Source organism: Streptomyces sp. NPDC089915 (genome assembly GCF_040684675.1).
Lineage (GTDB): Bacteria > Actinomycetota > Actinomycetes > Streptomycetales > Streptomycetaceae > Streptomyces.
On the sequence record NZ_JBFBGN010000035.1, the window covers coordinates 12,491 to 33,116 of the forward strand.

Genomic DNA, 20,626 nt, shown 5'->3' on the forward strand with positions numbered 1-20,626 from the left:
GCCGCTCACAGCGCCGCGTCCAGCAGCATGAACGCGGCCACGGCCAGCAGGACCAGGGCGAAGGCCCGCTGGAGTCCGGCGGCGGAGGCCCTGGCGGCCAGCCGCTTCCCGTCCCAGGCCCCGAGCACCGCGGCCCCGGCGAAGGGGGCGACGACGCCCCAGTCCAGGCCCGGGACCTTGCCCGCCCGGGTGGCGAGCGCGGCCAGCGAGTTGACGGTGATCACCAGCAGGCTGGTGGCCGTCGCGGCGCGCATCCGCACGCCCACCACGCCCACCAGCGCGGGTACGGCGAGGAACCCGCCGCCGACGCCGAGGACGCCGGTGACCGCGCCGAGTCCGGCGCCGGCGGCCGCGGCCCGCCCCGGCCCCGAGGGGGCCGCGGCGGCGGGCGGCGCCGTCCGCAGCAGGGAGCCCGCGGCCAGGGCCGCCACCACGGCGAAGCCCCCCGTCAGGACGGCCGCCGGGATCCGGGCGGCCAGCGCACCGCCCAGCACCGCGGGGCCGAGTCCGGCCGCCGCGAACAGCAGCCCCGTGCGCCAGCGCACCTGCCCGTCGCGGGCGTGCGCGGCCAGGGCGGCCGCCGAGGTCAGGGTGACGACGGCCAGGCTCGCCGTCGTCGCCTCGACCGGACTGAACCCCAGCAGGTAGATCAGGGCGGGAACGGCCAGCACGCTGCCGCCGCCCCCGAGCGCCCCCAGCGCCAGGCCGATCACCGCCCCGGCGGCGAGGGCGAGTATGAAGGGGGTCACGCGCCGCTGCCGTCCCGGACGACCAGGCCGGCGAGCACGGCCGCGTCGAAGGAGTCGTCCACCGCGACGACCTCGCGGCCGCCGGCGTCCAGCAGCGAGGCGGCGATCGCCGCGCGCATCCCGCCCGCGCAGTGCACCCACACCTCGCCCCCCGGCAGCTCGCCCAGACGGCGGTGCAGCGTGTGGAGCGGGATGTGGAGCGACCCCGCGACGGCGCCGCCGTCGCGCCGCTCCGCGTCCCGGCGCACGTCGAGCACGACCACGCCCGGCTCCCGGCCCCGCCGGGCGGCGAGCTCCGCGAAGGTCGCCCGCGCGAACGTGGCCGGCCGCTCGCCCGGGCCCAGCCAGTCGGCCGGCGCCCCGGTGGCCGCGGCCGCGGGGCGGTCGATCCCGACCCGGACGAGCTCGCGCTGGGCGGCGGCCAGCTGCCCGGCCGAGGCGGCGAGCAGGGTGACCGGCCTGCCCCACGGGATCAGCCAGGCCAGGTACGTGGCGAGCTGCCCGTCCGCCTCGAAGTTGAACGAGCCCGCCACGTGCCCCTCCGCGAAGGCGACGCGGTGGCGCAGGTCCACCACCCACTCCCCGGCGGCCAGCCGCGCGGCTATCTCCGCCGCGTCCGCCACGGCGGGCGGGGTCAGGTCGACGGGCGCGGCACCGGCGGCGTTGGCCGGGCCCATGTGCGCGTAGTAGGCGGGGACGTCGTCCAGCTCCGCCAGGAGGCCGGCGACGAAGGTGTCCACGTCCCGGGTGAGCGCCGCGTTGGAGGCCTTCTCCCGGCCGATGGTCGAGGCGGCGGCGTCCGCCCGCGAGGCGGAGCAGAAGCTGCCGAAACCGTGCGTGGGCAGCACCGCCGCCTCCTCGGGCAGTTCGGCGGCCAGCCGGTGCGCGGAGGCGTGCTGCGCCCGGGCCAGTTCCCGGGTCAGCCGGGGTTCGACCAGGTCGGGGCGGCCCACGGTGCCGATGAGGAGCGAGCCGCCGGTGAACACCGCCACGGACCGCCCGGCCTCCTCCAGCACGTACGCGGTGTGGTGCGGGGTGTGGCCCGGGGTGGCCAGGGCGCGCAGCGCCACCCCCGCGCCGGGGTCGACCTCGACCCGCTCCCCGTCGTGCACCGGGACGTGCGGCCGGGTCATCCGGGCGGCGGCCGGCACCAGGTAGGCGGCGCCCGTGAGCCGGGCGAGCTCCGCGCCGCCGCTCACGTAGTCGTTGTGCACGTGGGTCTCCACGACGTGCGAGATCCGCACCCCGCGCCGGGCGGCGGCCGCGATCAGCCTGTCCACGTCGCGCGGCGGGTCCACGGCGACCGCCGCGGTCTCGCCGCCGGCCAGGTAGCTCCGGTTGCCGAGCCCCGGCACCTCGATCGTGTCGATGAAGAACACGGTGTACTCCATTCCAGCGAAAAATTACCCCCGGGGGTATCTGCTCCGACGGTAGCACGAATACCCCGGGGGGTATTTTTCGCCCCGAGCCGACCCCGTGCGGGCCCTGCGGCGGGGGAGGGGGGCGCCAGGACGGAAGGAGGGCCCCGCGCCGTCTCACGTAGGGTCGGCGACGAGGCCCGGTTCCGCCGGGCCGGAAGCGGGAGCGGGCCCAACTCCCCGCCGTAGCTTCACCGTCGAGGTCCGAGGAGATCCATGGCCGACACCGTCCACTCTCTGATACCCCGTCTCCACGAGCTGCTGGTGACGCACCTGACCCAGGAGGCCGCCGGGGCCGGCCGGGCGCGGGACCCCCTCTCCTCGCTCACCCGCGCGTTCCTCGGCGCCCCGCAGCCCGTCGACGTCGCCGCCGGACTCCACCAGCTCGTCACGCGCGCCACCGCCCTCGGCCCCGACGGCGCGTGGCTCGCCGCCGCCGGCCACGCGAACCTCGCGGGCATGGCCCTCACGCGGGGGGAGACCGAGCGGACCCTCTACCACCTGGGCGCCGCGGTGGAGTTCGGCTACAACGACTGCGTGGCCGTCCACGCCGGCCCCGTACGCCCCCTGCACCGCGACGCGCGCCTCCACTTCGTGTACGAGCGGATGCGCGTGAGCGCGGCCGACCTCGACGAGCTGTACTGGCTCCACCGGGAGATGCAGATCATGGTGCGGGAGGCCCGGGACGCGACGGTGGACAACATCGGCCGCACCGACGGCGGGGTGTCCTCCCTCCCCGCGGCCCCGCTGCCGACCCGTGAGCCGGACAGCCCCGGCGTCCTGGCCACCCGCATCGAGCTGGCCGCCGTGCAGACGGCGCTCCAGCAGGCCGCGCTGAAGGCGGAGTTCGGGCGCAGTTCGGGAAACACCAGTCTGGATCTCATCGACGGCGGGTGGGACCACGCCCGAACCAGGAGCGACGCCCGGTGGGCCGACGAACTGGACGCGCGGCGCGAACGGGACGCCGCGGCGCGGGCGTTCGTCGGACACCCCGGCGCCGGCCGGGTGCTCGGCCCCTGCCCGCCGCTGGGATCGATCGTCTACCCCGTCGTCTGAGCGGGGGGCGGGCCGTGGGCGCCGGCCGGAAGGGCGGGCCCTAACCGGCCGCGCGCAGGCGGGTGGCCGCCGCCTCGGCCTCGCGGACCACGCGGGCCGTGTCGACGTCGACCAGCCGGCCGCCGAGTTTGAGGGCCCGGCCCTCCACGAACACGGCGTCGATGTTCTCGGGCCGCCCGTTGAAGACGAGCTGGCCGACCCAGTCGAAGCGCGGCGCGAAGTTCAGCGCGGCCGGGTCGACGACCAGCAGGTCGGCCCGCTTGCCGGGGGTGAGGGAACCGATCCGGTCCGCGAGGCCGAGGGCCTCGGCGCCGCCCAGGGTGGCCATCCGCAGCACGTCCGCCACCTGCGGGAAGACCGAGGCGTCGGTGGCGCGGGCGCGCTGGAGGCCGATCGCCGTCTTCATGAGGGCGTGGAAGTCGGAGGTGTCGTTGGTCCCGCCGTCCAGGCCCAGCCCGACCTTGACGCCCCGGCGGCCGAGGTCGGACAGCCGCATGATGCCGGAGGCCAGCCGCATGTTGCTGAGCGGGCAGTGGGCCAGGCGCACGTCGTGCGCGGCGACGGCCGCGATCTCCGCGTCCGTCAGGTGGACGGCGTGGTTCATCAGGAGCCGGGGACCCAGCGCGCCGATGTCGGTGAGGACCCCGACCGGGTCGTCGGCGCGCTGCTCGGGGCGTTCCAGGACATGGGAGTTGAGCATGACCCCCAGCTCCTGGGCGGTCTCCCAGTGGGCGCGGTTGAGGGATTCGGCGGCCCGGGCCGCATGGGTGGCGATCTGGAAGGAGCCGAGCGGCACCGGGTCGACGAGCTCCCGCTTCACCTTCGCGGCCAGCTCCCCGTCGGGCGCCGGCGGGAACATGGCGTACGTGAACCGCAGCCCGGTCCCGGCCAGGGCCCTCACGTAGCTCTCGACGAGGTCGTACGAGAAGATGTCCACCCAGTCCACCAGCGTGGTCACCCCCGACTGCAGGGCGTCGAGGGCCGCGAGCCGGACGAAGCTGTGGAGGGCCCCGGGGGTCAGCAGACCGCGCTGGGGGTCGGTACACGCCTGGAACCAGCCGAATAAGTCCCGGTCGGTACAGCCGCCGCGGATCATGGCCTGCCACAGGTGGTTGTGGGTGTCGACGAACCCCGGCATGACCAGCTTGCCCGATGCCTCCACCACCCACGCGCCGGGCGGCGCCGTCAGCCCCGGGCCGACGGCGGAGACGGCCCCGCCGCGCATCAGCACGTCGGCGTTCTCGACGATGCCGAGCGGGCCCCCGCCGAGCGCGGGGTCCATGGTGAGCACCAGGGAGGCTCTGCGGAGCAGGACCGTCCCGCCCCCCTGGACGGGCGGACGAGGGGGCCCGGAGGGTCCGGGGGCGGCGCCGAGGGCGAGCGGGGCGGCGGCGGCCAGACCGAGGCCGGCGAGGAGACGGCGGCGGCTGGGGGCCGCGGGAGCGGTGGGGGAAGACTGCATGGCGTGTTACCTCCCGAGGGCTCAGAACGGAAGGCCCGCCGGGGCGGGACGCCGGCGGAGGCGTCGAGCCGGGGCGGGAGCGAGTACACGCAGCATGCCCAGCACATGACCGTTCGATAGACGCCGGTGGAAAACTTTTTCCGCAGCGCTTTCGGAATGGTCCCGTCCCGTCCGGTAAACCGGTTGGGCGGCCGGTTCGCGGCGGGTAGTCTCGCCGGCACACACGAGTTCCATCAGAGAGAAACGGAACGCATTGCCGAAAACATCCAAGGGCATCGAAGTCGAGGGAACCGTCGTCGAATGCCTGCGCAACGCGACCTTCAAGGTGCAGCTGCAGAACGGGCACCAGGCGCTCGCGCACATCAGCGGGAAGATCCGGAAGAACTACATCAAGATCCTTCCGGAGGACCGCGTGCTCGTGGAACTGAGCGTCTACGACCTGACCCGCGGCCGGATCGTCTACCGGTACCGCAACTGATCCGGTACCGCGCCCGAGCGCGCGAGGGGGCCGGGCTGGATGACCGGCGGCCGGTCGGCGAAGATGAGGGGCCCGTGCCGGCCCAGTGAGCGAGGAGCGTTCGCGCAGATGCCCAGTCCCGGTTCCGCCGGCGGCCCCCGCAAGCCGCCGACGATCGCCGACGTCGCCCGGGCCGCCTCGGTGTCGCCGACCACCGTGTCCCACGCGCTGAACGGGCTCGGCAAGGTCGACCCCCGGACCCGCGAACGCATCAAGCGGACCGCCGCCGAACTCGGCTACCGGCCCAACCTGCGCGCGCAGCGGCTGCGCAACGGACAGGCCAAGGCCATCGCGCTGGCCTCCTCGATGCCCTTCGCGGTGGCCGCCGGCCCCTCCCGGCTCGGCTTCTACATGGAGATCGCCGCCGCCGCGGCCGAGCGCGCCATGGCACGCGGCTACGCACTGGTCCTGGTCCCGCCCATACAGACCGGATCCCCCCTGCACTCCCTCGACATCGACGGCGCCATCGTCGTCGAGCCCGGGGAGGACGACCCGGCCGTCGCGCAGCTGCGCGAGCGCGGGCTGCCGTACGTGGCCCTCGGCCGCGAGGTGGCCCCGCGCACCGACGCCCCGTACGTGGACCTGCGCGGCGGCCCGGTCACCGCACTCCTGCTGGACCACCTGCGCGCGCAGGGGGCCCGCCGGCCGGCGCTGCTCATCGGCGCCGGCACGCGCCACTCCTCCGTCGACGCCCGCGCCGCCTTCGAGCGCGCCGCCGCCGAGGGCGGCTGGACCCCCCTCGTCGTCACCGCCCCGGAGGAGGGCGGGGAGCAGGCCGGCTACGACGCCTGCGCCGCCCTGCTGGCCGAGCACCCGCGGACCGACGCCGTCTGCGCGCTCGTCGACGTCTTCGCGGTGGGCGCCGTCCGCGCGATCCGCGACGCCGGCCTGCGGGTCCCCGAGGACGTGATGGTCGTGACCCGCTACGACGGGCCGCGCGCCCGGACCTGCGAACCCCCGCTCACGGCGGTCGACCTCCACCTCGACCGGGCCGCCGCCGACGCCGTGGAACTGCTCCTCTCCCGGCTGCGCCCCGACGGCGCCGCCGCGCAGGCGCCCCCGGCGGCGCCCGCGCCCGAGCCCCGGGTCATCGCCCGGGCCTCGTCGCTGCGCGTCACGCGGCCAGGATGAGCACCACGCCCGAGACCAGCGCGAAGGCCAGGACCAGCGGCCGCATCCGCCCGGCGTCGATCCGGTGGTGCGCCAGCCGGCTCAGCCACGCCCCCACGGCCAGAGCGGGCAACAGGGCGGCGGCCCAGCCCAGTTGGGCCGTAGTGCCCTGACCGGTCGCGAGGAGCAGGGCGAGGGAGACGACCTCGCCGACCAGGAAGCACAGGGCGACCGTGGACCGCAGCTCCGCGGGCGGCCGGTGCTGGTAGACCAGGGCCAGCGGCGGTCCGCCCACCCCGGTCGCCGTCTCGGTGAGCCCCGTGACCACTCCGGCCCCCAGATAGGCGGCCCGGCCCGGGACGAAGGCCGGCGCCGCCAGGCTCACCGCCGCCGCCACCACCGTCGCCGCGCCGACGACCAGACCGAGCCGCTCCCCGGGCACGGCCCACAGCAGCAGGAGCCCGCCCGGGGTCGCCGCGAGCCGCGCCGCCGAGATCCAGCCCGCGCCCCGCAGGTCCAGCGCGTGCCGCTCGCGCCAGACCACGTACGCGTTGAGCGGGATCATCGACGCGAGGACGAACACCGGCAGCAGCGAGGGGTCGAGCAGACCGGCCACCGGCGCCACGACCAGCGCGAACCCGAGGCCGCTGGTCCCCTGGACGAACGCGGCGGCGGCCACGACCAGGGCGAGGACCGCCACCGTCACGGCGCTCACCGGGCGGCGCTCCTGGCCCGCGCCTGCGCGGAGGTGGGGTGAGCCCGGGTCACCGGGGCCCGCGCGACCACCTCTTCGGCCAGTTCGGCCGCCCGCCGTACGAGCGAGCGGTCGTCCCAGCCGACGGGCCTGCCCCGCCACATCCGCAGCCGGCCGGCCACGAACACGGCGGTGATCTGGTCGCGGTTGCCGCGCCGGACGAGTTCCCAGGGCAGGTCCCAGGAGGGCCGCATCTCCGGCCCGCTGACGTCGACGAGCAGGAAGTCGGCGGCCGCCCCGGCGGCGATCCGGCCGGTGAGCGCCCCCAGCCCGACGGCGTCGGCACCGCCCGGGCCCCCGCGTTCCAGCCAGGACCAGCCCGCGCCGCACGAGGAGTCCCCGGTGGCCAGGCCGTAGGCGAGGCGCTGGGCGAACTCGGCGGCGTCCGCGAGGCGGAACGCGTCGCCGCGCGTGCCGTCCGTGCCCAGCCCGAAGCGGATCCCGCGTTCGGCCATGGTGGTGGCCGGGGCCACGGCGTTGCCCTTCCAGGCGCTGGCGACGGGGTTGTAGCTCACCGCGGCGCCCGCGTCGGCCAGCAGGGTCAGCTCGGAGGGGGTCACCAGGGTGGCGTGGGCGGCCAGCAACTGCGGCCCCAGGGCGCCGACTTCGCGCAGGTACTCCAGCGGGCGCAGGCCGTGCCGGACCAGGGAGCGTTCCACGGCGGCGAGGTGCTCGTTGACGTGGATCTGGACCACGGCGCCCGCTTCGGCCGCGAGCCGGGCGGTGTCCCGCAGGGTCCGGGCCGTCGCGGCCTCGGGGACGGACACCGCCAGCGAGGGGTGGATCAGCCCGGCGCCCTCGTACCGGGCGAGGTGCGCCTCGGCGGCGGCCAGCACGGCGGCGGGCTCCCTCCCGCCGGCCCCCGCGCCCTCGTCGGCGTCGTTGCAGACGAGGCCGAGCACACAGCGGATCCCGGCGTCAGCGGCCGCCGCGGCCACGACGCCGGTGTCCACGGGGGCCCGGGTCCCGGCGTCCGCGACGGTGGTGAACCCGCCGCGCAGCGACTCCAGCGCCGACAGCTTCGCCGCGACGTAGGCGGACTCCTCGTCCAGGGCCCCCTCCAGCGGCACCCATACGCGGCGGAAGATCTCGGAGGGCTCACCGAAGGCGAGGGCGGCGCCGAAGCTCTGGGTCAGATGGTGGTGCGCGTCGACGAACCCCGGCATCAGCAGGTGCCCGGGCAGCCGGACGGGGGTGAGCCCGGGGTGCTCGCGTTCCAGCAGGGAGGCCGGTCCGACGGCCCGGAAGGCGCCGTCGGCGACGACGGCCGCGTACCGCTCCATCGGTCCCTCCGGGGTCATCACGAGGTCCGGGGCCAGGAGCCGGACCCCTTCGGCCAGTCGGCCGGGGTGCGGGGGGCCGCCCGGGGCGGTGTCGGTCATCGGGAGGTTCATCTCGTCCTTCGGGTGCGGGTCAGGCATGGGGCAGGGGGTGCGGGCCGGCCGGGTCGGCGGGGGTGACGGCCGCCCGCAGGGCGCGGCCGCCGGACAGCCGGGGCCGTACGTGGTGGAAGAGGACGTTGAGGACGGCGGCGGTGAACGCGCCCACGGCCACGCCGCTTTCGAGCAGGATCCGGGCGCCGGACGGCAGGCCGGCGTAGACGCCGGGGACCAGGATCGGCAGCAGGCCCAGGGCGATCGCGACGGCGCAGACGAACGCGTGCGTGTGGCGGTCGAGTTCGGCCCGGCCGAGCATCTGCACGCCGAGCACCGTGATGACCGCGAAGACCACCATGGCGGTGCCGCCGACGACCGCGGACGGGATGACGCTGATCGCGCGGATGACGGGGGCGAGGAAGCCGATGACGATGAGCACCGCTCCGGCGGCCGCGGTGACGTAGCGGCTGCGCACGCCGGTGACCCGGACGATCCCGATGTTCTCGCCGCTGGTCACCATCAGCGGCAGCCCGAGGAAGCCGGCGAGGACGGAGACGAGGGCGTCGCCGCGGACGGTCCTCGGCACGTCGGTGCGGACGTCGATCTCCTTGCCGACGGTCTCGGCGTTGATGACGGTCTGCCCGGTGGCCTCCGCCATGGAGGCCAGGGCGTACAGCATCAGCGGCAGGGCGGCGACGAGGTGGAACTCGGGGGTGCCGAAGGGCATGGGCTGCGGGGCGCTCAGGATGCCGCCGTCGGTGATGCCGCCGAAGTCGACCCGGCCGAGGGCGAAGGCCAGCACGCTGCCGGCGATCAGGCCGAGCATCACGGCGAGTTGCCGCAGGACGCCGCTGAACAGCCAGTAGAGGGCGACGGTGAAGCCGATCGTGGCCAGGCCGAGCGCCAGGTTCGTGGTGTCGGCGAATCCGGGGGTTCCGGGCCGCCCCGTGACGAGGAGCGCGCCCACCTTCACCAGGTTGACCCCGACGATGACGATCATCGTGCCGATGACCAGGGTGGGGAAGAACTTCAGCAGGCGGGAGAAGACGGGCAGGACGAGGAAGGTGAAGGCCGCGCTGATGATGACCGCTCCGGTGGCGGTGCGCACCCCGTGCTCGTCGGCTATGGCGAGGAAGAGGATCAGCGGGGCCCCGCCGGGCAGCATCACGAACGGCAGCCGCGGCCCGAACTTCCAGGGCCCCAGCGACTGGATCAGGGAGCCGATCCCGGAGAGCACGAAGGCCGCCGAGAGCAGGTTCACGGTGAGCCGGGGGCCGAGGTGCAGGGTCGCGCTCATCAGGAAGATCGCCGAGACGGGGGTGGCCGCCATGACGAGGACGTGCTGAACGCCGAAGAGGAGGATCCGGCCCAGTGGGCGGGACTGGTCCACGGGGTGGGGGAGTGTGCGGGGACTGGACACGTTCGAGCTCCGTTCGGCTCGCTCCGGTTTCGGCCGCGGGCCGGCTCCCGGAAGGGGCGGCGGCGTGGCGGCCAAATCGATTTGGCCGCCAGTATGTGAGGGCCCTGAAGGGCCGTCAAGAGGTGCGGACGGATTGCTTCCACGTGCCCGAACGGGGGCGTCCGCTCACCGGTGCGGGGCCGTCCGGCCACCGGTGCGGGGGCATGTGGCGGGCGGTATCGGGCCGTTCGGCCGGCGGTGCGGGGCATGCGGCCGGCGGAACGGGGTCGTCCGGCCGGCGCCCGGGGCCGTCCTGCGGGCCCCGGGCACCGGCCGGGTGCTCAGTGGACGGGGTCGGCCTCGGCCGGGACGTTCGCGGGGTTCCGGTTCGGGGCCGGACCGGTCCTGCGGGGCCTGGGGGCGGGCTGCTCCGGCAGCCGGGCCAGCCTCGCGCTGATCATCGAGGCGGCGCGGCTGACGGCGTCGCACAGCGGGGGGATCAGCCTCTCGTCCAGGCCGGTCACCGCCACGGCGGCCACCACCCGGCCGGACCCCGACCGCACCGGAGCCGCCACGCACGACAGCGCGTCCACGCACTGCCGGTAGTCGAAGGCCAGCCCCCGCTCCCGCACCACGGCGGCCTCGCGCGCCCAGGCGGCCTCCGTCCATCCGGCCGGGCGCCGCGGCACCGGGGCGGACGCCGCGAGGACCAGTTCGGCCGCGCTCCCGGGCGGCAGGACGACCCCGGAGCGCAGCGGGAAGACCTCGTCCACCTCGCCCCGCATGCCCCCGACGACGATGATGTGTCCCGCCTCGGGCACCGACAGGCTCAGGCTCACCCCGCCGCCGACGGCCGCGAGTTCCCGCAGCGGCTGGGCGGAGGCGGCGCGCAGGGCGCGCGCCGGATGCCAGGCCTGCCCCAGCCGGAACGTCCGGGGGCCCAGCCGGTAGCGGCCCTCGTGACTCTGCACCGCGCCCAGCGCCACCAGCTGCCCGAGCAGCCGGTGGGCGGTGGCCTTCGGCAGCGCGGCGTCATTCGCCAGCCGGGTCAGCCCCACCTCGTCGTCGTGCGCGAGTACTTCCATGAGTGCGAACGCGCCTTCCAGCACGCCGCGTCCCTCGGCGCCGGATCTCGCCATGAGGGTCCCCCTCTCATGCCGGGCCGTCGATCGGACGGCCCCACAACTCCCCGTTCGGACCAGGTCAGTTGGGGTGCCGGTATGGTTCCCGTCACCCGCCGGTCCGTTGAATGGACCCGATCATTGCCCGCCGGGGGCGATCGCGCCACTGTGTTCCTCGTCAAGGGACGGAACGCCAGGACTCCTGCGGAAGTCAAGGCCTCGTCCGGTCACAGCAAACAGGGGAGGCACTTATGAGCGCCATCAAGACGAGCGCCAAGCAGTTCAAGTACGTCATGGGCGCGCTGACGGCGGTGTTCTTCTCCGCTTGTTCCGCCAGCTGACGTAGAGCCAGGGGGTGGGGGCGGCACGCCGCCCCCACCCCTTCGTCCCGTTCGAGGTGCGAGGGAGGCATCAGTGCTGGAGACCGCTGTCCGGCAGGTGCGGGTGGCCACGGCCATGGTGTTCGGCCGGCGGCTGAACGTACGGGCCGTGGAACGGCTGGTCGCCGACGCGCTCGTCACGCTGGAGGAGTTCGGTTCGCTCGGCGACGACGTCGACGAACTGGCCGACGGACCGTTCACCGATCCGGCCGAGCGCCGCGACCTGCAGAACCGGGCGCTCCAGCGCACCGTGCGCAGACTCGCCGCTCGCTCGCCCTTCTACCGCGAACGGCTCGCCGGAGTGGACCCGGCCACCGTCACGACCGAGACGCTGACCCGCATCCCGGTGACCCGCAAGGCAGACCTGATCGCCCGGCCCGCCGACTTCCTGTGCAGCGCCCCGTACCTGGTGACGCAGACCACCGGCACCACCGGCGCGCCGGTCCAGATCTGGCTCTCCCGCTACGAGATGGAGCTGTGGCCCGCCCTCATCGCGCTGTCCCTGGTCCTGCGCGGCGACCTCGGCCCCGGCGACCGGATGCAGATCAACCTCAGCTCCCGGGCCACCGCCGCCGTCCAGGAGGACGTCGCCGTGTGCCGCCTCGCCGACGCGGCCTGCCACGTCGTGGGCCAGGTCCCGCCCGAGGAGTCCGTCGAGCACCTGCTCGGGCGCTCCGGCCCCCGGCCGACCGTACTGACCGGCAATCCCAGCTACCTCGCCCGCATGGTGACCGCCGCCCGCGAACGCGGTTACGGGCCGGAGGACTTCGGGCTGCGCGCGGTGTACGCGGGAGGGGAGGTGCTGTCGCGCAACCTGGCGGCCGCCTTCCGCGAGACCTTCGGCGCGCGCACCGTCGGAGACTCCTTCGGCATGACCGAGCTGCTGCCCGTCAGCGGCCGCACCTGCACGCGCCACCACCTGCACATCGACCCCAACATGGGGTACACGGAGGTCCTGGACCTGGAGACCGGCGAGCCCGCCGGACCCGGCCGCCTCGGCGAACTGACGGTCACCCCGTACTTCCCCTACCGCGAGTGCATGCCCGTCCTGCGGTACGCCACCGGCGACGTGGTCCGCACCCTGGACGGCGAACCCGACTGCGAACTCGCCTCCGTCCCCGCGGTCTCCCACATCCTCGGCAAGGCCGGACGGCTGCACCGCACCGCCGACGCGATCGTCACCCCGCGCGACATCGTCGAGGCCCTGGACGGCACCCCCGGCCTGCCGTTCCCGCTGCGCCACCGGGCCGAGGTCACCGACCGGGGCCGGCTGCACGTGGAGGTCGCCTCCAAGGAGACCGGCGCCGCCGAGGTGACCGCACGGCTGCTGGCCGAGGGCATCGACGCCGACGTCACCGTACTGCCGCTGGACGAGGCGGAGGCGGCGCGGCGCTTCCCGCTCCGCTGCGACCTGCTGGAGCACACCTTCACCCGGAGCCAGGCATGACGGTCCTCTTCCAGCTCGCGGTCGGCTGCGCCCTGGCGCTCGCGGTGTGCGCCGGCGCCGTCGGCTACTTCCGCACCGTCCGCACCCCCCGGCCGCCGATCGGCGTCTTCAACGGCGCCGACATCTTCCTGATGATGGGCTTCGTCCTGGCGCTGCCCTACCTCTACCTGGCGCTGCCCGGCGCCGTCCTTCCAGTGGTGCTCGCGCTGGCCTTCGCCGGCGGACTGTCCGTCGGCTACCAGCCCGTCATCGGCGACGGCCGGCTGCGCTGGGCGCTGATCGCCGCGCTGATCGCGGCGGTGCTCGGCACCCACCTCGCCTTCGGCGACACCGGAGCGCCGTACTGGATCGCCAACAGCTGCGTCGTCGGCCTGGTCGTCGTCTCCGCCACCAACATCAACGTCCAGGGCGGGATGCGGCTGAGGAACGTCGCCTGGTTCCTGCTCGCGCTCACCGCCTACGACGCGTTCTTCGCCTGGGTCGTCCCCCTCACCGAGGAACTTTCCGACGCCATCCAGGGCTACCCCTTCGCCCCGGCCGCCGGACTGCGCGTCGGCGAGGACCTCGGTGCCGTCCTCGGCATGGGAGACCTGCTGGCCTACGCGCTCTTCACCACCACCGCGTACAAGGCGTACGGGAAGGCGGGGCTGCGCACCGGGCTCGTGCTGGTCGTGCTCTTCGGCGCGGTGGCCCCGATGGCCACCCTGCACATCGCCGGCGCGGTCACCGGGCACGCCCCGGCGATGATCCCCGCCCAGGTCTTCTTCGGCCCGGCGGCCTTCATCGGCCACCTGTTCCTGCGCCGCCGGGGCCCGGAGCGGCGGATGGCCGACGTCACCTTCCGCCGCGACCGGATCGGCGCCGCCCCGGCACCGAGGCCCGCCCGCGCGGCGGCCTAGGCTGGCCCCATGACGATCACGGTGCGGGAGATGGACGGGGCCGACGTCGGGGCCGTCTCGGAGATCCGGGTGCGCGGGTGGCAGGCGGCCTACGCCGGCCTCGTGCCCCAGGAGTACCTGGACGCGATGTCGGTCGAGGAGGACGCCGCACGGCGCGGGCAGTGGTTCTCCCGGCCGGAGCGCACGTCCCGCGACCTGGTCGCGGTCGGCGAGCGCGGACCGGTGGGGTGGATCTCCTACGGGCCCTGGAGGGGCGAGGCGCCCGCCGCGCCGGGGGCGGGCGAGGTGTACGCCCTGTACGCGGCCCCGGAACTGATCGGCACCGGCATCGGCCGGCGGCTCCTCGACGAGGCCCACGCCCGGATGCGCGGCGAGGGCTTCGAGGCGTCGGCCCTGTGGGTCCTCGCCGGCAACGAGCGGGCCCGCCGCTTCTACGAGCGGGCCGGCTACCGGGCCGACGGCGAGGCCCAGGACGACCCCTATGACGGGATCGTCCTCACCGAACTCCGCTACCTGCGCGCGCTCTGAGCCCGGCCGCCGCAAGCGGCTCCCGGCCGAGGTTGCTTCCTCGGGCCCGGCCCCCCAGGATGGCCGGATCGTGCGTACGCGCCGCGCCCTGGGGTACCAGAACCCCGGCATGGAGGGGGCCCGTACCGGTCGTCGAGGACAGGGAGAGCGGTGTGAGGACGAGTGTGATCGCCAGGGTGGTTCCGGTGCTGCTGCTGGCCGGGCTGTTCATGGCCCCGCCGGCGAACGCGGGGGAGGCGCTCGCCGCCCACCGTGCGGGCCCGGCGCTGAGCGCGGCGGCGGCCCCGGGCGGAGCGGCGGCGGCCGGATCCGTACGGGAGGCGGCCGCGAACGCCCCCGCCCGGACCCTCGCGGCGGGGGTGTCCAAGGACAAGGACAAGAAGAAGTCCAAGAAAAAGAAGAAGGGCTTCCTCGGGAAGCTCGGCACCGCCGCGCTGATCGTGGGCGTGGTGATCCTGCTGCTGATCGTGGCCGCCGTCATCGCCGTGGTCGTGATGATCGGCCGTCGCCGCCGGCGCGGCTGACGGCCGACGGCCCGGGCGGCTACGCGCGGGTGCCGGTGATCACGTAGTAGTCGAGGAGGCCCTGTTCCCAGGCCAGCCGGAAGTTCCTCGGCCAGGTGCCGGGCTTCCACTGGCCGGAGAGCCAGTGGTCCCAGCCGGGCCACACCGAGGGGCCGATGGACTCGCAGCGGACCCCGGTCAGCCCCGACCGGGCCAGGGCGTCCGTCAGCTCGGACGGCGGGCGGGCGATGTCGAGCCCGTCCGCGAAGGTGTCGAGCAGCTCCGCCAGCCGCGGGGCCGCTCCGGGGTCCGCGGCGAAGAAGCTGGTCACCGCGGCCCGGCCGCCGGGCCGCAGGACCCGTGCGGTCTCCGCGGCGAACCGGCCCAGGTCGTCGAAGTGCTGGGCGGCCTCCACGCTGTAGACGCAGTCGAACTCGCCGTCCCCGAACGGCATGTCCTCGGCGGCCCCGCGCACCAGCCGCAGCCGCTCCGGCCCGGTCCCGTCCAGCAGCCCGGCGTTGGCCCGGCGGGCCCGGTCCAGCTGCTGGGGGTGGATGTCCATCCCCGTGACCCGGGCCGGCCCGTACTCCCCGACCGCCAGGGCGCAGCCCACGCCCAGCCCGCAGCCGACCTCCAGCAGCTGCCCGCCGGCCAGGGGGCCGGCGGAGTCCAGCACCCGCCGGTACAGGTCCTGCTGGCTGCGGATCCGGTCGTCGACGGTGGGCGGGCCGTCGAGGTCCTCGGGCCGCCAGTAGCCGAAGTTGATGAAGCCGCCCGCGAAGACGGGGACCGCGCTGAGGTCGGCGGGACCGTAGGTCTCGCGTACGGTCGCCCGCATGTCGCCGGACCGGTCGGCTTGGGTCATGGGTGCACCTCCGAGCCCAGTGTGGCGGCGCGGTGACGTTCTGTCGACGGTGCCCCCGGCGCGCCGGGGGCACCGTCGACCGCTCACCGTCGACGGGTCACGCGAGCCCGGAGGCGTCGGGCAGGACCAGTGCCGAGCCGCCGTGGAGCGTGACGCGCACCGGGGTGAAGGCGGTGGCGTCCAGGATCGACTCGCCGGTGCCGGGGTTGCGGGCGAAGCGCGGGTGGGCGCCCGCGCTGATCTGCCAGCGGACGCGGTGGCCGGCCGGGAAGCGGTGGGCGGTGGCGCTCATCTCCACGGTGGCCCGCGAGGGCTCCCCGCCGGCCGTACGGAACCGGGCGAACCCGTCACAGACGTTGACGGAGCGGCCCTTCGGGTCGACGTCGCACAGGCGCGTGAAGACGTCGGCGTGTCCGGTGTCCGTGGAGACGCTCAGCCGGGCGGAGACGGGCCCGACCACGTCGAGGGGTTCGGCCAGCGGCGGGCCGGTGAACGTCAGGACGTCGTCCCGGGCCTCCAGGGTCGCGTTGTCCCGGGCGCCGGCGGTGCGGGAGAGCAGCGCGCCGCCGAGGGAGGGGGTGGGGTCGGCCGGGTCGTAGCGGAACTCCGCCGCCGGCGCGGGGTCCGCGGGGGCCCGCCGGGTGAGCCGGCCGTCCGGGGCGGCGTACCACGGGGCTGCGGCCGCGGCCGGCGGCCAGTGGTCGAGGTCCCGCCAGGCGTCCTCGCCGCCCACGTGCACGCGCACCGCGCCGGGGCGCCGGCCGGAGGGGTCGCCGCACAGGTGGGCGCGCAGCCACGCGAGGCTCTCGGCGAACACCTCGGGCCAGCCCTGCTGGAGGGCGGAGGTGTGGGTCCAGGGGCCGACGAGCAGGGAGGTCTCGCATCCGGCCCGGCGCAGCCGGCCGTACTGCTCGAAGGTCTGGTCGGCCAGGGCGTCGTGCCATCCGGTGACCAGGGCCGTGGGCACGCTGAGCCGATCCGCGACCTCCGCCGTGGACGCGCCCCGCCAGTAGGGGTACTCGGCGTCCGGGTGTGACATCACCTGGTCCAGCCAGGGCAGTTCGGTGCCGAAGGCCGGCACGTGCGCCCCGCGCAGCGGCTGCGCGGTGGTGACCTCGCGCAGACGGCGCTGGAGGCGCAGGGTCGCCTTGAGGAACGGCACCATGCCCTGGTGCTGGAAGTTCATGCCCGCGCCCACCGCGAGGGCGTTCTCCAGGCGCAGCGCGCCGTCCGCGTGGAACAGGGCGTGCGGGTCGTGCAGCCCCACCTGGACCACCATCGCCTTGAGCTCCGGCGGCGGGTCGGAAGCGAGGGCCCACTGCACGTAGCCCAGGTAGCTGGGGCCGACGGTCCCCAGCGTTCCGTTGAACCAGGGCTGCTCGCGCAGCCAGGACACCGTGGCCCGGCCGTCGGCGGCCTCGTTGCGCCACAGGTCGAACGCGCCGCCCGAACCGCCGGTGCCGCGGCAGCTCTGCAGGACCACGTGGAAGCCCTGCTCGGCGAAGAGCACGCCGTACTGGGGCGACCACGGCAGGCCCCGGCCGTAGGGCGAGCGGACCAGGAGGGTGGGGAAGTCGCCCTGGGCGCGCGGGAAGTAGTGGTCGGTGATCAACGGGCTGCCGTCGGCGGCGGGCACCGCCAGCCCGGGCTCCCATCCGGCCTCGTACCGCTTCGCCGGCAGGCCTCGCCAGGTCGCCCTCATCATCCGCGAGGAGAGCGGCGGCTTTCCGGAGGGCTGCGCCCAGGCCGGCCGGACGTCGGTCGCGGGCATGCGTGAAGTCATCGTTCGTTCCCCCTCTTATTCCCGTACGATGTACGAGAATAGCCGATGATTGGATGGCCTCGGCAAGAGCCGCCTCGGACATCAGTGGGAAAGGGAGCGCGAGGACATGTCCAGTGAAGGAAAAGCCGACGCCGGGGGCGTCGACCCCGAACAGCTCTGGCTGCGTCCCGCCGGGCCGCGCAGGGGCCGCAGGCCGTCCTTCACCCGGGAGGCCATCACCGCGGCGGCCGTGGCCCTGGCGGACGCGGAGGGACTCGAAGCGGTCACCATGCGGCGGGTGGCCGCCGAGGTCGGAGCGGGGGTCATGTCGCTCTACAGCTACGCCCCGGACAAGGAGACGCTGCTGGAACTGATGGTCGACCACGTCAGCGGGGAACTCACGGCCCCGGCACCCGGCGGCGACTGGCGGGCCGACCTGAAGACCGTGGCCCGCCTCCAGCGCGCCCACATGCTGAGCCACCCCTGGCTGCCCGCCGCCCTGTCCACCCCCCGCGTTCCGGGCCCCAACACCCTGGCCTTCATGGAACACGTGCTCGCCGTCCTGCGGCCCAGCGGGCTGGACGGCGCGGCGAAGCTGGAGGTCTTCGCCCAGACCACCGCGTTCGTGGCCGGGTACGTCACCCACGAGATCGCGCAGGCCTCCGTCTCGCGGTCACCGGACCGGGCCGCGGCCGTGGGCCGCTACCTCGCCGCCGTAGCCGCCGACGGCCGCCACCCCGAACTCGCGGAGGCCCTCTCCGCCCCGGGACGCCCCCTCACCCCCGACGCCGTCTTCGCCCGGTTCCTCAACCGGCTGATCGACGGCCTCGGCACCGGCTGACGCCACACGGCCCGCGACGGCCGCCCCGGCCCCGCCCGCTCCGATCCGCTCCGACCCGTCGATCCCACCGAGAAGGCGACCACCAGCACCATGCAGCACACCGGTCCGCAGTCCCTCGACCGCGCGCTGGCCCTCGTCGACGCCGTGGCCGCGGCGCCCGGCCCGGTCAGCGCCAAGGCCCTGGCCCGCCTCGCGGGCTGCTCCCTGTCCACCGCCTACCACCTGCTGGGACCGCTCACCGAACGCGGCTACCTGGTGCGGAGCGCGGGCGGGTACGCGCTGGGGCCCGCGCTGCCCCGGCTGCACCGCAGCTTCCTGCACCAGCTGGCCCCCGCCCCGGGCATGGCCGACCTGCTCGCCCGGCTGCGGCGGGCCACCGGCGGCGAGAGCTACTACACGGCCTACCGGGGCGGGGTGATCACCGTCGTGGACACCACCGCGCCGGTGACGGACACCGCGAACCCCTTCGCACCGGGCCGCGAGACCCGCGCGCACGCCACCGCCCACGGCAAGGCGCTCCTCGCCCGGCTGACCCCGAGGGCCCGGCGCCGCTACCTCGCCGAGCACGGGATGGCCCGGCTGACCCCGGCGACCATCACGAGTGAGGAGGCGCTGGAGGCGGAGCTGCTGCGGGTGCGCGCGGCGGGCCTGGCGGTGTCCGTGGGGGAGGCGGACCCGGCCTGGACCTGCCTGGGCGTCGCCCTGCCCCCGGCGGGGGAGGACCGGGACGCGGTGCACGCGCTGTCGGTGTCGGTGCCGACCGAGGAGTTCCGGCGCCGCCCGGACGCGATCCGCACCGCCCTCACGGAGGCGGCCGCGGGCCGGATCTGAGGGGCCTGGGCCGTGTCCTCCGCCGCGGGCCCGGTCCGGCCCGATCCCGAAGACGCGGCCTCGCGGCCCGTATTCCGCTTCTGCCGGAATCCGGGCCGTCGGGCGTGCGGCGGACCGCCCCCGCGTGCCAGGCTGGCCGCATGATCTTCATCGCCGTCAGGTTCGACGTCCGCCCCGAGCACAGCGACGACTGGCTCACCCTCGTCGACGACTTCACCCGCGCCACCCGCTCCGAGCCGGGCAACCTCTTCTACGACTGGTCCCGCAGCGTGGACGACCCGAACAAGTACACCCTGCTGGAGGCGTTCACCGACGCCGAGGCCGGCGCCGCCCACGTCGCGTCGGACCACTTCAAGGCCGGCATGGAGACCCTGGCCGGAGCGATCGCCTCCACCCCGGAGATCATCCACGTCGAGGTGCCGGGCCAGGGCTGGAGCGCCATGGCCGAACTGTCCCCCCGCGACTGACCCCGCCCCGTACGGGAGCGCCGTGACGTGCCGTCACGGCGCTCCGGTACGGGATCGGGACACCGCCGTCACGTCGCGGGGATGGACCCCGTGGCCCCGTGGCCGAAAACTGTGGGAGCAGGAGCAGCCCGACCACAGGGGGTTCGCACGCCATGAGCGACGGCAGAGGTGGACCGGACGTGCCCCGTCCGGAGAACGACGCGTCGGTCCCCTCCCACGGGACCGCCCCGGGCGCCGGCGGAGGCTTCACGGACCCGCCCCCGGGCGGCGACGGCATCATCGTCCAGGGCGGCCGCACGGCCTCGGGCCCGAACGACCCGCGGGCGATCGGTCCGAAGCAGGACGACCCGCGCGCCATCGGTCCCAAGCAGGACGACCCGCGCGCCATCGGTCCCAAGCAGGATGATCCCCGGGCCGTCGGCCGGGGGATCATCGTGCAGGGCGGGCGGACCGGGCATCCGGACACACGAAGGCGCGTCAGAAGCGGGCCAAGAAGAAGACGAAGACCATGATGCTGGTCATCGGCGGTGTCATGGTGCTGGCCCTCGGCGGGTTCTTCGTCGGCAGCCGGCTCGGCCACGATCCGGCCACCCTCCAGCCCCAGGCGGCCGCCACGCCCACCGCCACGCCCACCGGCGCGACCCCCGCCGACACCCCCGGCGGGGCCCCTTCCGCCGCCTCCGGCGGCGCCGCCCCCGCCACCGGTGAGGCCACCCCGGCCCCTGCGGCCCCGGCCGCCTCCACCCCGCCCGCCCGGGCCGGCGGCAGCCCCACGCCGGGCCGTTCCACGCAGTCGGCGCCGCCGCCGAAGCAGTCGAGCGCGCCCCCTCCGGCGGCCGAACCGGCGCTGGCGCTGCGCCCGGCCGCCGTACGGGAGTTCTGCGCGAACGGCGAATGGCCGGCCACCCTGCTCGTCCGCAACAGCGGCGGCGGGAAACTGACCTGGTCCCTCGGGCGGCTTCCCGCCGGGGTCACCGCCAGCACCTCCGGCGGCTCCCTCACCGCCGACGCCTCACAGGTGATCACCCTCGGCGGCCGGGCCGAACAGCAGCCCCCGAACGGCCGGTTCACGATCGGGTTCACCAGCAACGGCGGCTCCGGCCAGGTGACCGTGACCTGCGCCTGACCCGGCGGCGGGCCG

20 protein-coding genes are annotated in these 20,626 nt (G+C 75.3%); 11 read left to right on the forward strand and 9 right to left on the reverse strand.

Features of this window, described 5'->3' with window-relative positions:
• Positions 1-5: 5 nt before the first annotated feature.
• Both AB0O29_RS13730 and AB0O29_RS13735 read right to left on the reverse strand, forming a co-directional pair.
• A complete protein-coding gene (locus AB0O29_RS13730; protein ID WP_365150925.1) occupies positions 6-749 on the reverse strand; it encodes a sulfite exporter TauE/SafE family protein in 744 nt (247 codons plus the stop codon).
• On the reverse strand, positions 746-2,128 hold the full coding sequence (locus AB0O29_RS13735; protein ID WP_365151030.1) for an MBL fold metallo-hydrolase: 1,383 nt from the start codon (positions 2,126-2,128) through the stop codon (positions 746-748). Before AB0O29_RS13735 ends, AB0O29_RS13730 begins: the two co-directional genes overlap by 4 nt.
• Positions 2,129-2,383: 255 nt before the next feature.
• Between AB0O29_RS13735 and AB0O29_RS13740 the strand changes: the two genes are divergently transcribed.
• Positions 2,384-3,223 carry a hypothetical protein gene (locus tag AB0O29_RS13740; protein WP_365150928.1) on the forward strand — a complete coding sequence of 280 codons (840 nt, stop codon included), beginning with the start codon at positions 2,384-2,386 and terminating at the stop codon, positions 3,221-3,223.
• 40 nt (positions 3,224-3,263) lie between these two features.
• On the opposite strand, the gene AB0O29_RS13745 is transcribed toward AB0O29_RS13740, so the two are convergent.
• Entirely contained in the window at positions 3,264-4,685 is a 1,422-nt protein-coding gene (locus tag AB0O29_RS13745; protein WP_365150931.1) for an amidohydrolase family protein, read from the reverse strand.
• A 253-nt stretch (positions 4,686-4,938) separates the two neighbouring features.
• Here AB0O29_RS13745 and infA point away from each other — a divergent pair, with 253 nt between their 5' ends.
• On the forward strand, positions 4,939-5,163 hold the full coding sequence (infA, locus tag AB0O29_RS13750; RefSeq protein WP_365150934.1) for a translation initiation factor IF-1: 225 nt from the start codon (positions 4,939-4,941) through the stop codon (positions 5,161-5,163).
• Positions 5,164-5,271: 108 nt separating this feature from the next.
• Positions 5,272-6,333, forward strand: a complete 1,062-nt coding sequence (locus AB0O29_RS13755; RefSeq protein ID WP_365150937.1) for a LacI family DNA-binding transcriptional regulator — start codon at positions 5,272-5,274, stop codon at positions 6,331-6,333.
• Here the strand turns inward: AB0O29_RS13755 and AB0O29_RS13760 are convergent.
• From AB0O29_RS13760 to AB0O29_RS13775, 4 genes are all read right to left on the reverse strand, one after another.
• Positions 6,317-7,027: a sulfite exporter TauE/SafE family protein gene (locus AB0O29_RS13760; RefSeq protein ID WP_365150940.1), complete on the reverse strand. Its 711-nt coding sequence runs from the start codon at positions 7,025-7,027 to the stop codon at positions 6,317-6,319. The genes AB0O29_RS13755 and AB0O29_RS13760 overlap by 17 nt on opposite strands.
• Positions 7,024-8,448, reverse strand: a complete 1,425-nt coding sequence (locus AB0O29_RS13765; RefSeq protein ID WP_365151033.1) for an amidohydrolase family protein — start codon at positions 8,446-8,448, stop codon at positions 7,024-7,026. The genes AB0O29_RS13760 and AB0O29_RS13765 overlap by 4 nt, the downstream gene beginning before the upstream one ends.
• 31 nt (positions 8,449-8,479) lie before the next feature.
• A complete protein-coding gene (locus AB0O29_RS13770; protein WP_365150943.1) occupies positions 8,480-9,832 on the reverse strand; it encodes a uracil-xanthine permease family protein in 1,353 nt (450 codons plus the stop codon).
• Positions 9,833-10,182: 350 nt separating this feature from the next.
• Positions 10,183-10,980, reverse strand: a complete 798-nt coding sequence (locus AB0O29_RS13775; RefSeq protein WP_365150946.1) for a helix-turn-helix domain-containing protein — start codon at positions 10,978-10,980, stop codon at positions 10,183-10,185.
• A gap of 396 nt (positions 10,981-11,376) precedes the next feature.
• Between AB0O29_RS13775 and AB0O29_RS13780 the strand changes: the two genes are divergently transcribed.
• The 4 genes from AB0O29_RS13780 (at position 11,377) to AB0O29_RS13795 (ending at position 14,740) form a co-directional block, all read left to right on the forward strand.
• Positions 11,377-12,789, forward strand: coding sequence for an AMP-binding protein (locus tag AB0O29_RS13780; protein WP_365150949.1), 1,413 nt, complete (start codon positions 11,377-11,379; stop codon positions 12,787-12,789).
• Positions 12,786-13,688 (forward strand): hypothetical protein, encoded by a 903-nt coding sequence (locus AB0O29_RS13785; protein WP_365150952.1) that lies wholly within the window; start codon positions 12,786-12,788, stop codon positions 13,686-13,688. Before AB0O29_RS13780 ends, AB0O29_RS13785 begins: the two co-directional genes overlap by 4 nt.
• Before the next feature lie 9 nt (positions 13,689-13,697).
• Entirely contained in the window at positions 13,698-14,216 is a 519-nt protein-coding gene (locus AB0O29_RS13790; protein WP_365150955.1) for a GNAT family N-acetyltransferase, read from the forward strand.
• A gap of 152 nt (positions 14,217-14,368) precedes the next feature.
• Positions 14,369-14,740 carry a hypothetical protein gene (locus tag AB0O29_RS13795; RefSeq protein ID WP_365150958.1) on the forward strand — a complete coding sequence of 124 codons (372 nt, stop codon included), beginning with the start codon at positions 14,369-14,371 and terminating at the stop codon, positions 14,738-14,740.
• Positions 14,741-14,759: 19 nt separating this feature from the next.
• On the opposite strand, the gene AB0O29_RS13800 is transcribed toward AB0O29_RS13795, so the two are convergent.
• Together AB0O29_RS13800 and AB0O29_RS13805 are read right to left on the reverse strand one after the other, a co-directional pair.
• Positions 14,760-15,584, reverse strand: a complete 825-nt coding sequence (locus AB0O29_RS13800) for a methyltransferase domain-containing protein (RefSeq protein ID WP_365150961.1) — start codon at positions 15,582-15,584, stop codon at positions 14,760-14,762.
• Positions 15,585-15,681: 97 nt separating this feature from the next.
• Positions 15,682-17,286: a CocE/NonD family hydrolase gene (locus AB0O29_RS13805; protein ID WP_365151036.1), complete on the reverse strand. Its 1,605-nt coding sequence runs from the start codon at positions 17,284-17,286 to the stop codon at positions 15,682-15,684.
• Between the two features lie 187 nt (positions 17,287-17,473).
• Between AB0O29_RS13805 and AB0O29_RS13810 the strand changes: the two genes are divergently transcribed.
• From AB0O29_RS13810 to AB0O29_RS13825, 4 genes are all read left to right on the forward strand, one after another.
• Complete coding sequence (locus tag AB0O29_RS13810) at positions 17,474-18,187, forward strand: TetR/AcrR family transcriptional regulator (protein ID WP_365150964.1); 714 nt, start codon at positions 17,474-17,476, stop codon at positions 18,185-18,187.
• Between the two features lie 90 nt (positions 18,188-18,277).
• Entirely contained in the window at positions 18,278-19,018 is a 741-nt protein-coding gene (locus tag AB0O29_RS13815) for an IclR family transcriptional regulator C-terminal domain-containing protein (protein WP_365150967.1), read from the forward strand.
• 140 nt (positions 19,019-19,158) lie between these two features.
• On the forward strand, positions 19,159-19,485 hold the full coding sequence (locus tag AB0O29_RS13820; RefSeq protein WP_365150970.1) for a putative quinol monooxygenase: 327 nt from the start codon (positions 19,159-19,161) through the stop codon (positions 19,483-19,485).
• Between the two features lie 508 nt (positions 19,486-19,993).
• Positions 19,994-20,611, forward strand: coding sequence for a hypothetical protein (locus AB0O29_RS13825; protein ID WP_365150973.1), 618 nt, complete (start codon positions 19,994-19,996; stop codon positions 20,609-20,611).
• The last annotated feature ends 15 nt before the right edge of the window (positions 20,612-20,626 follow it).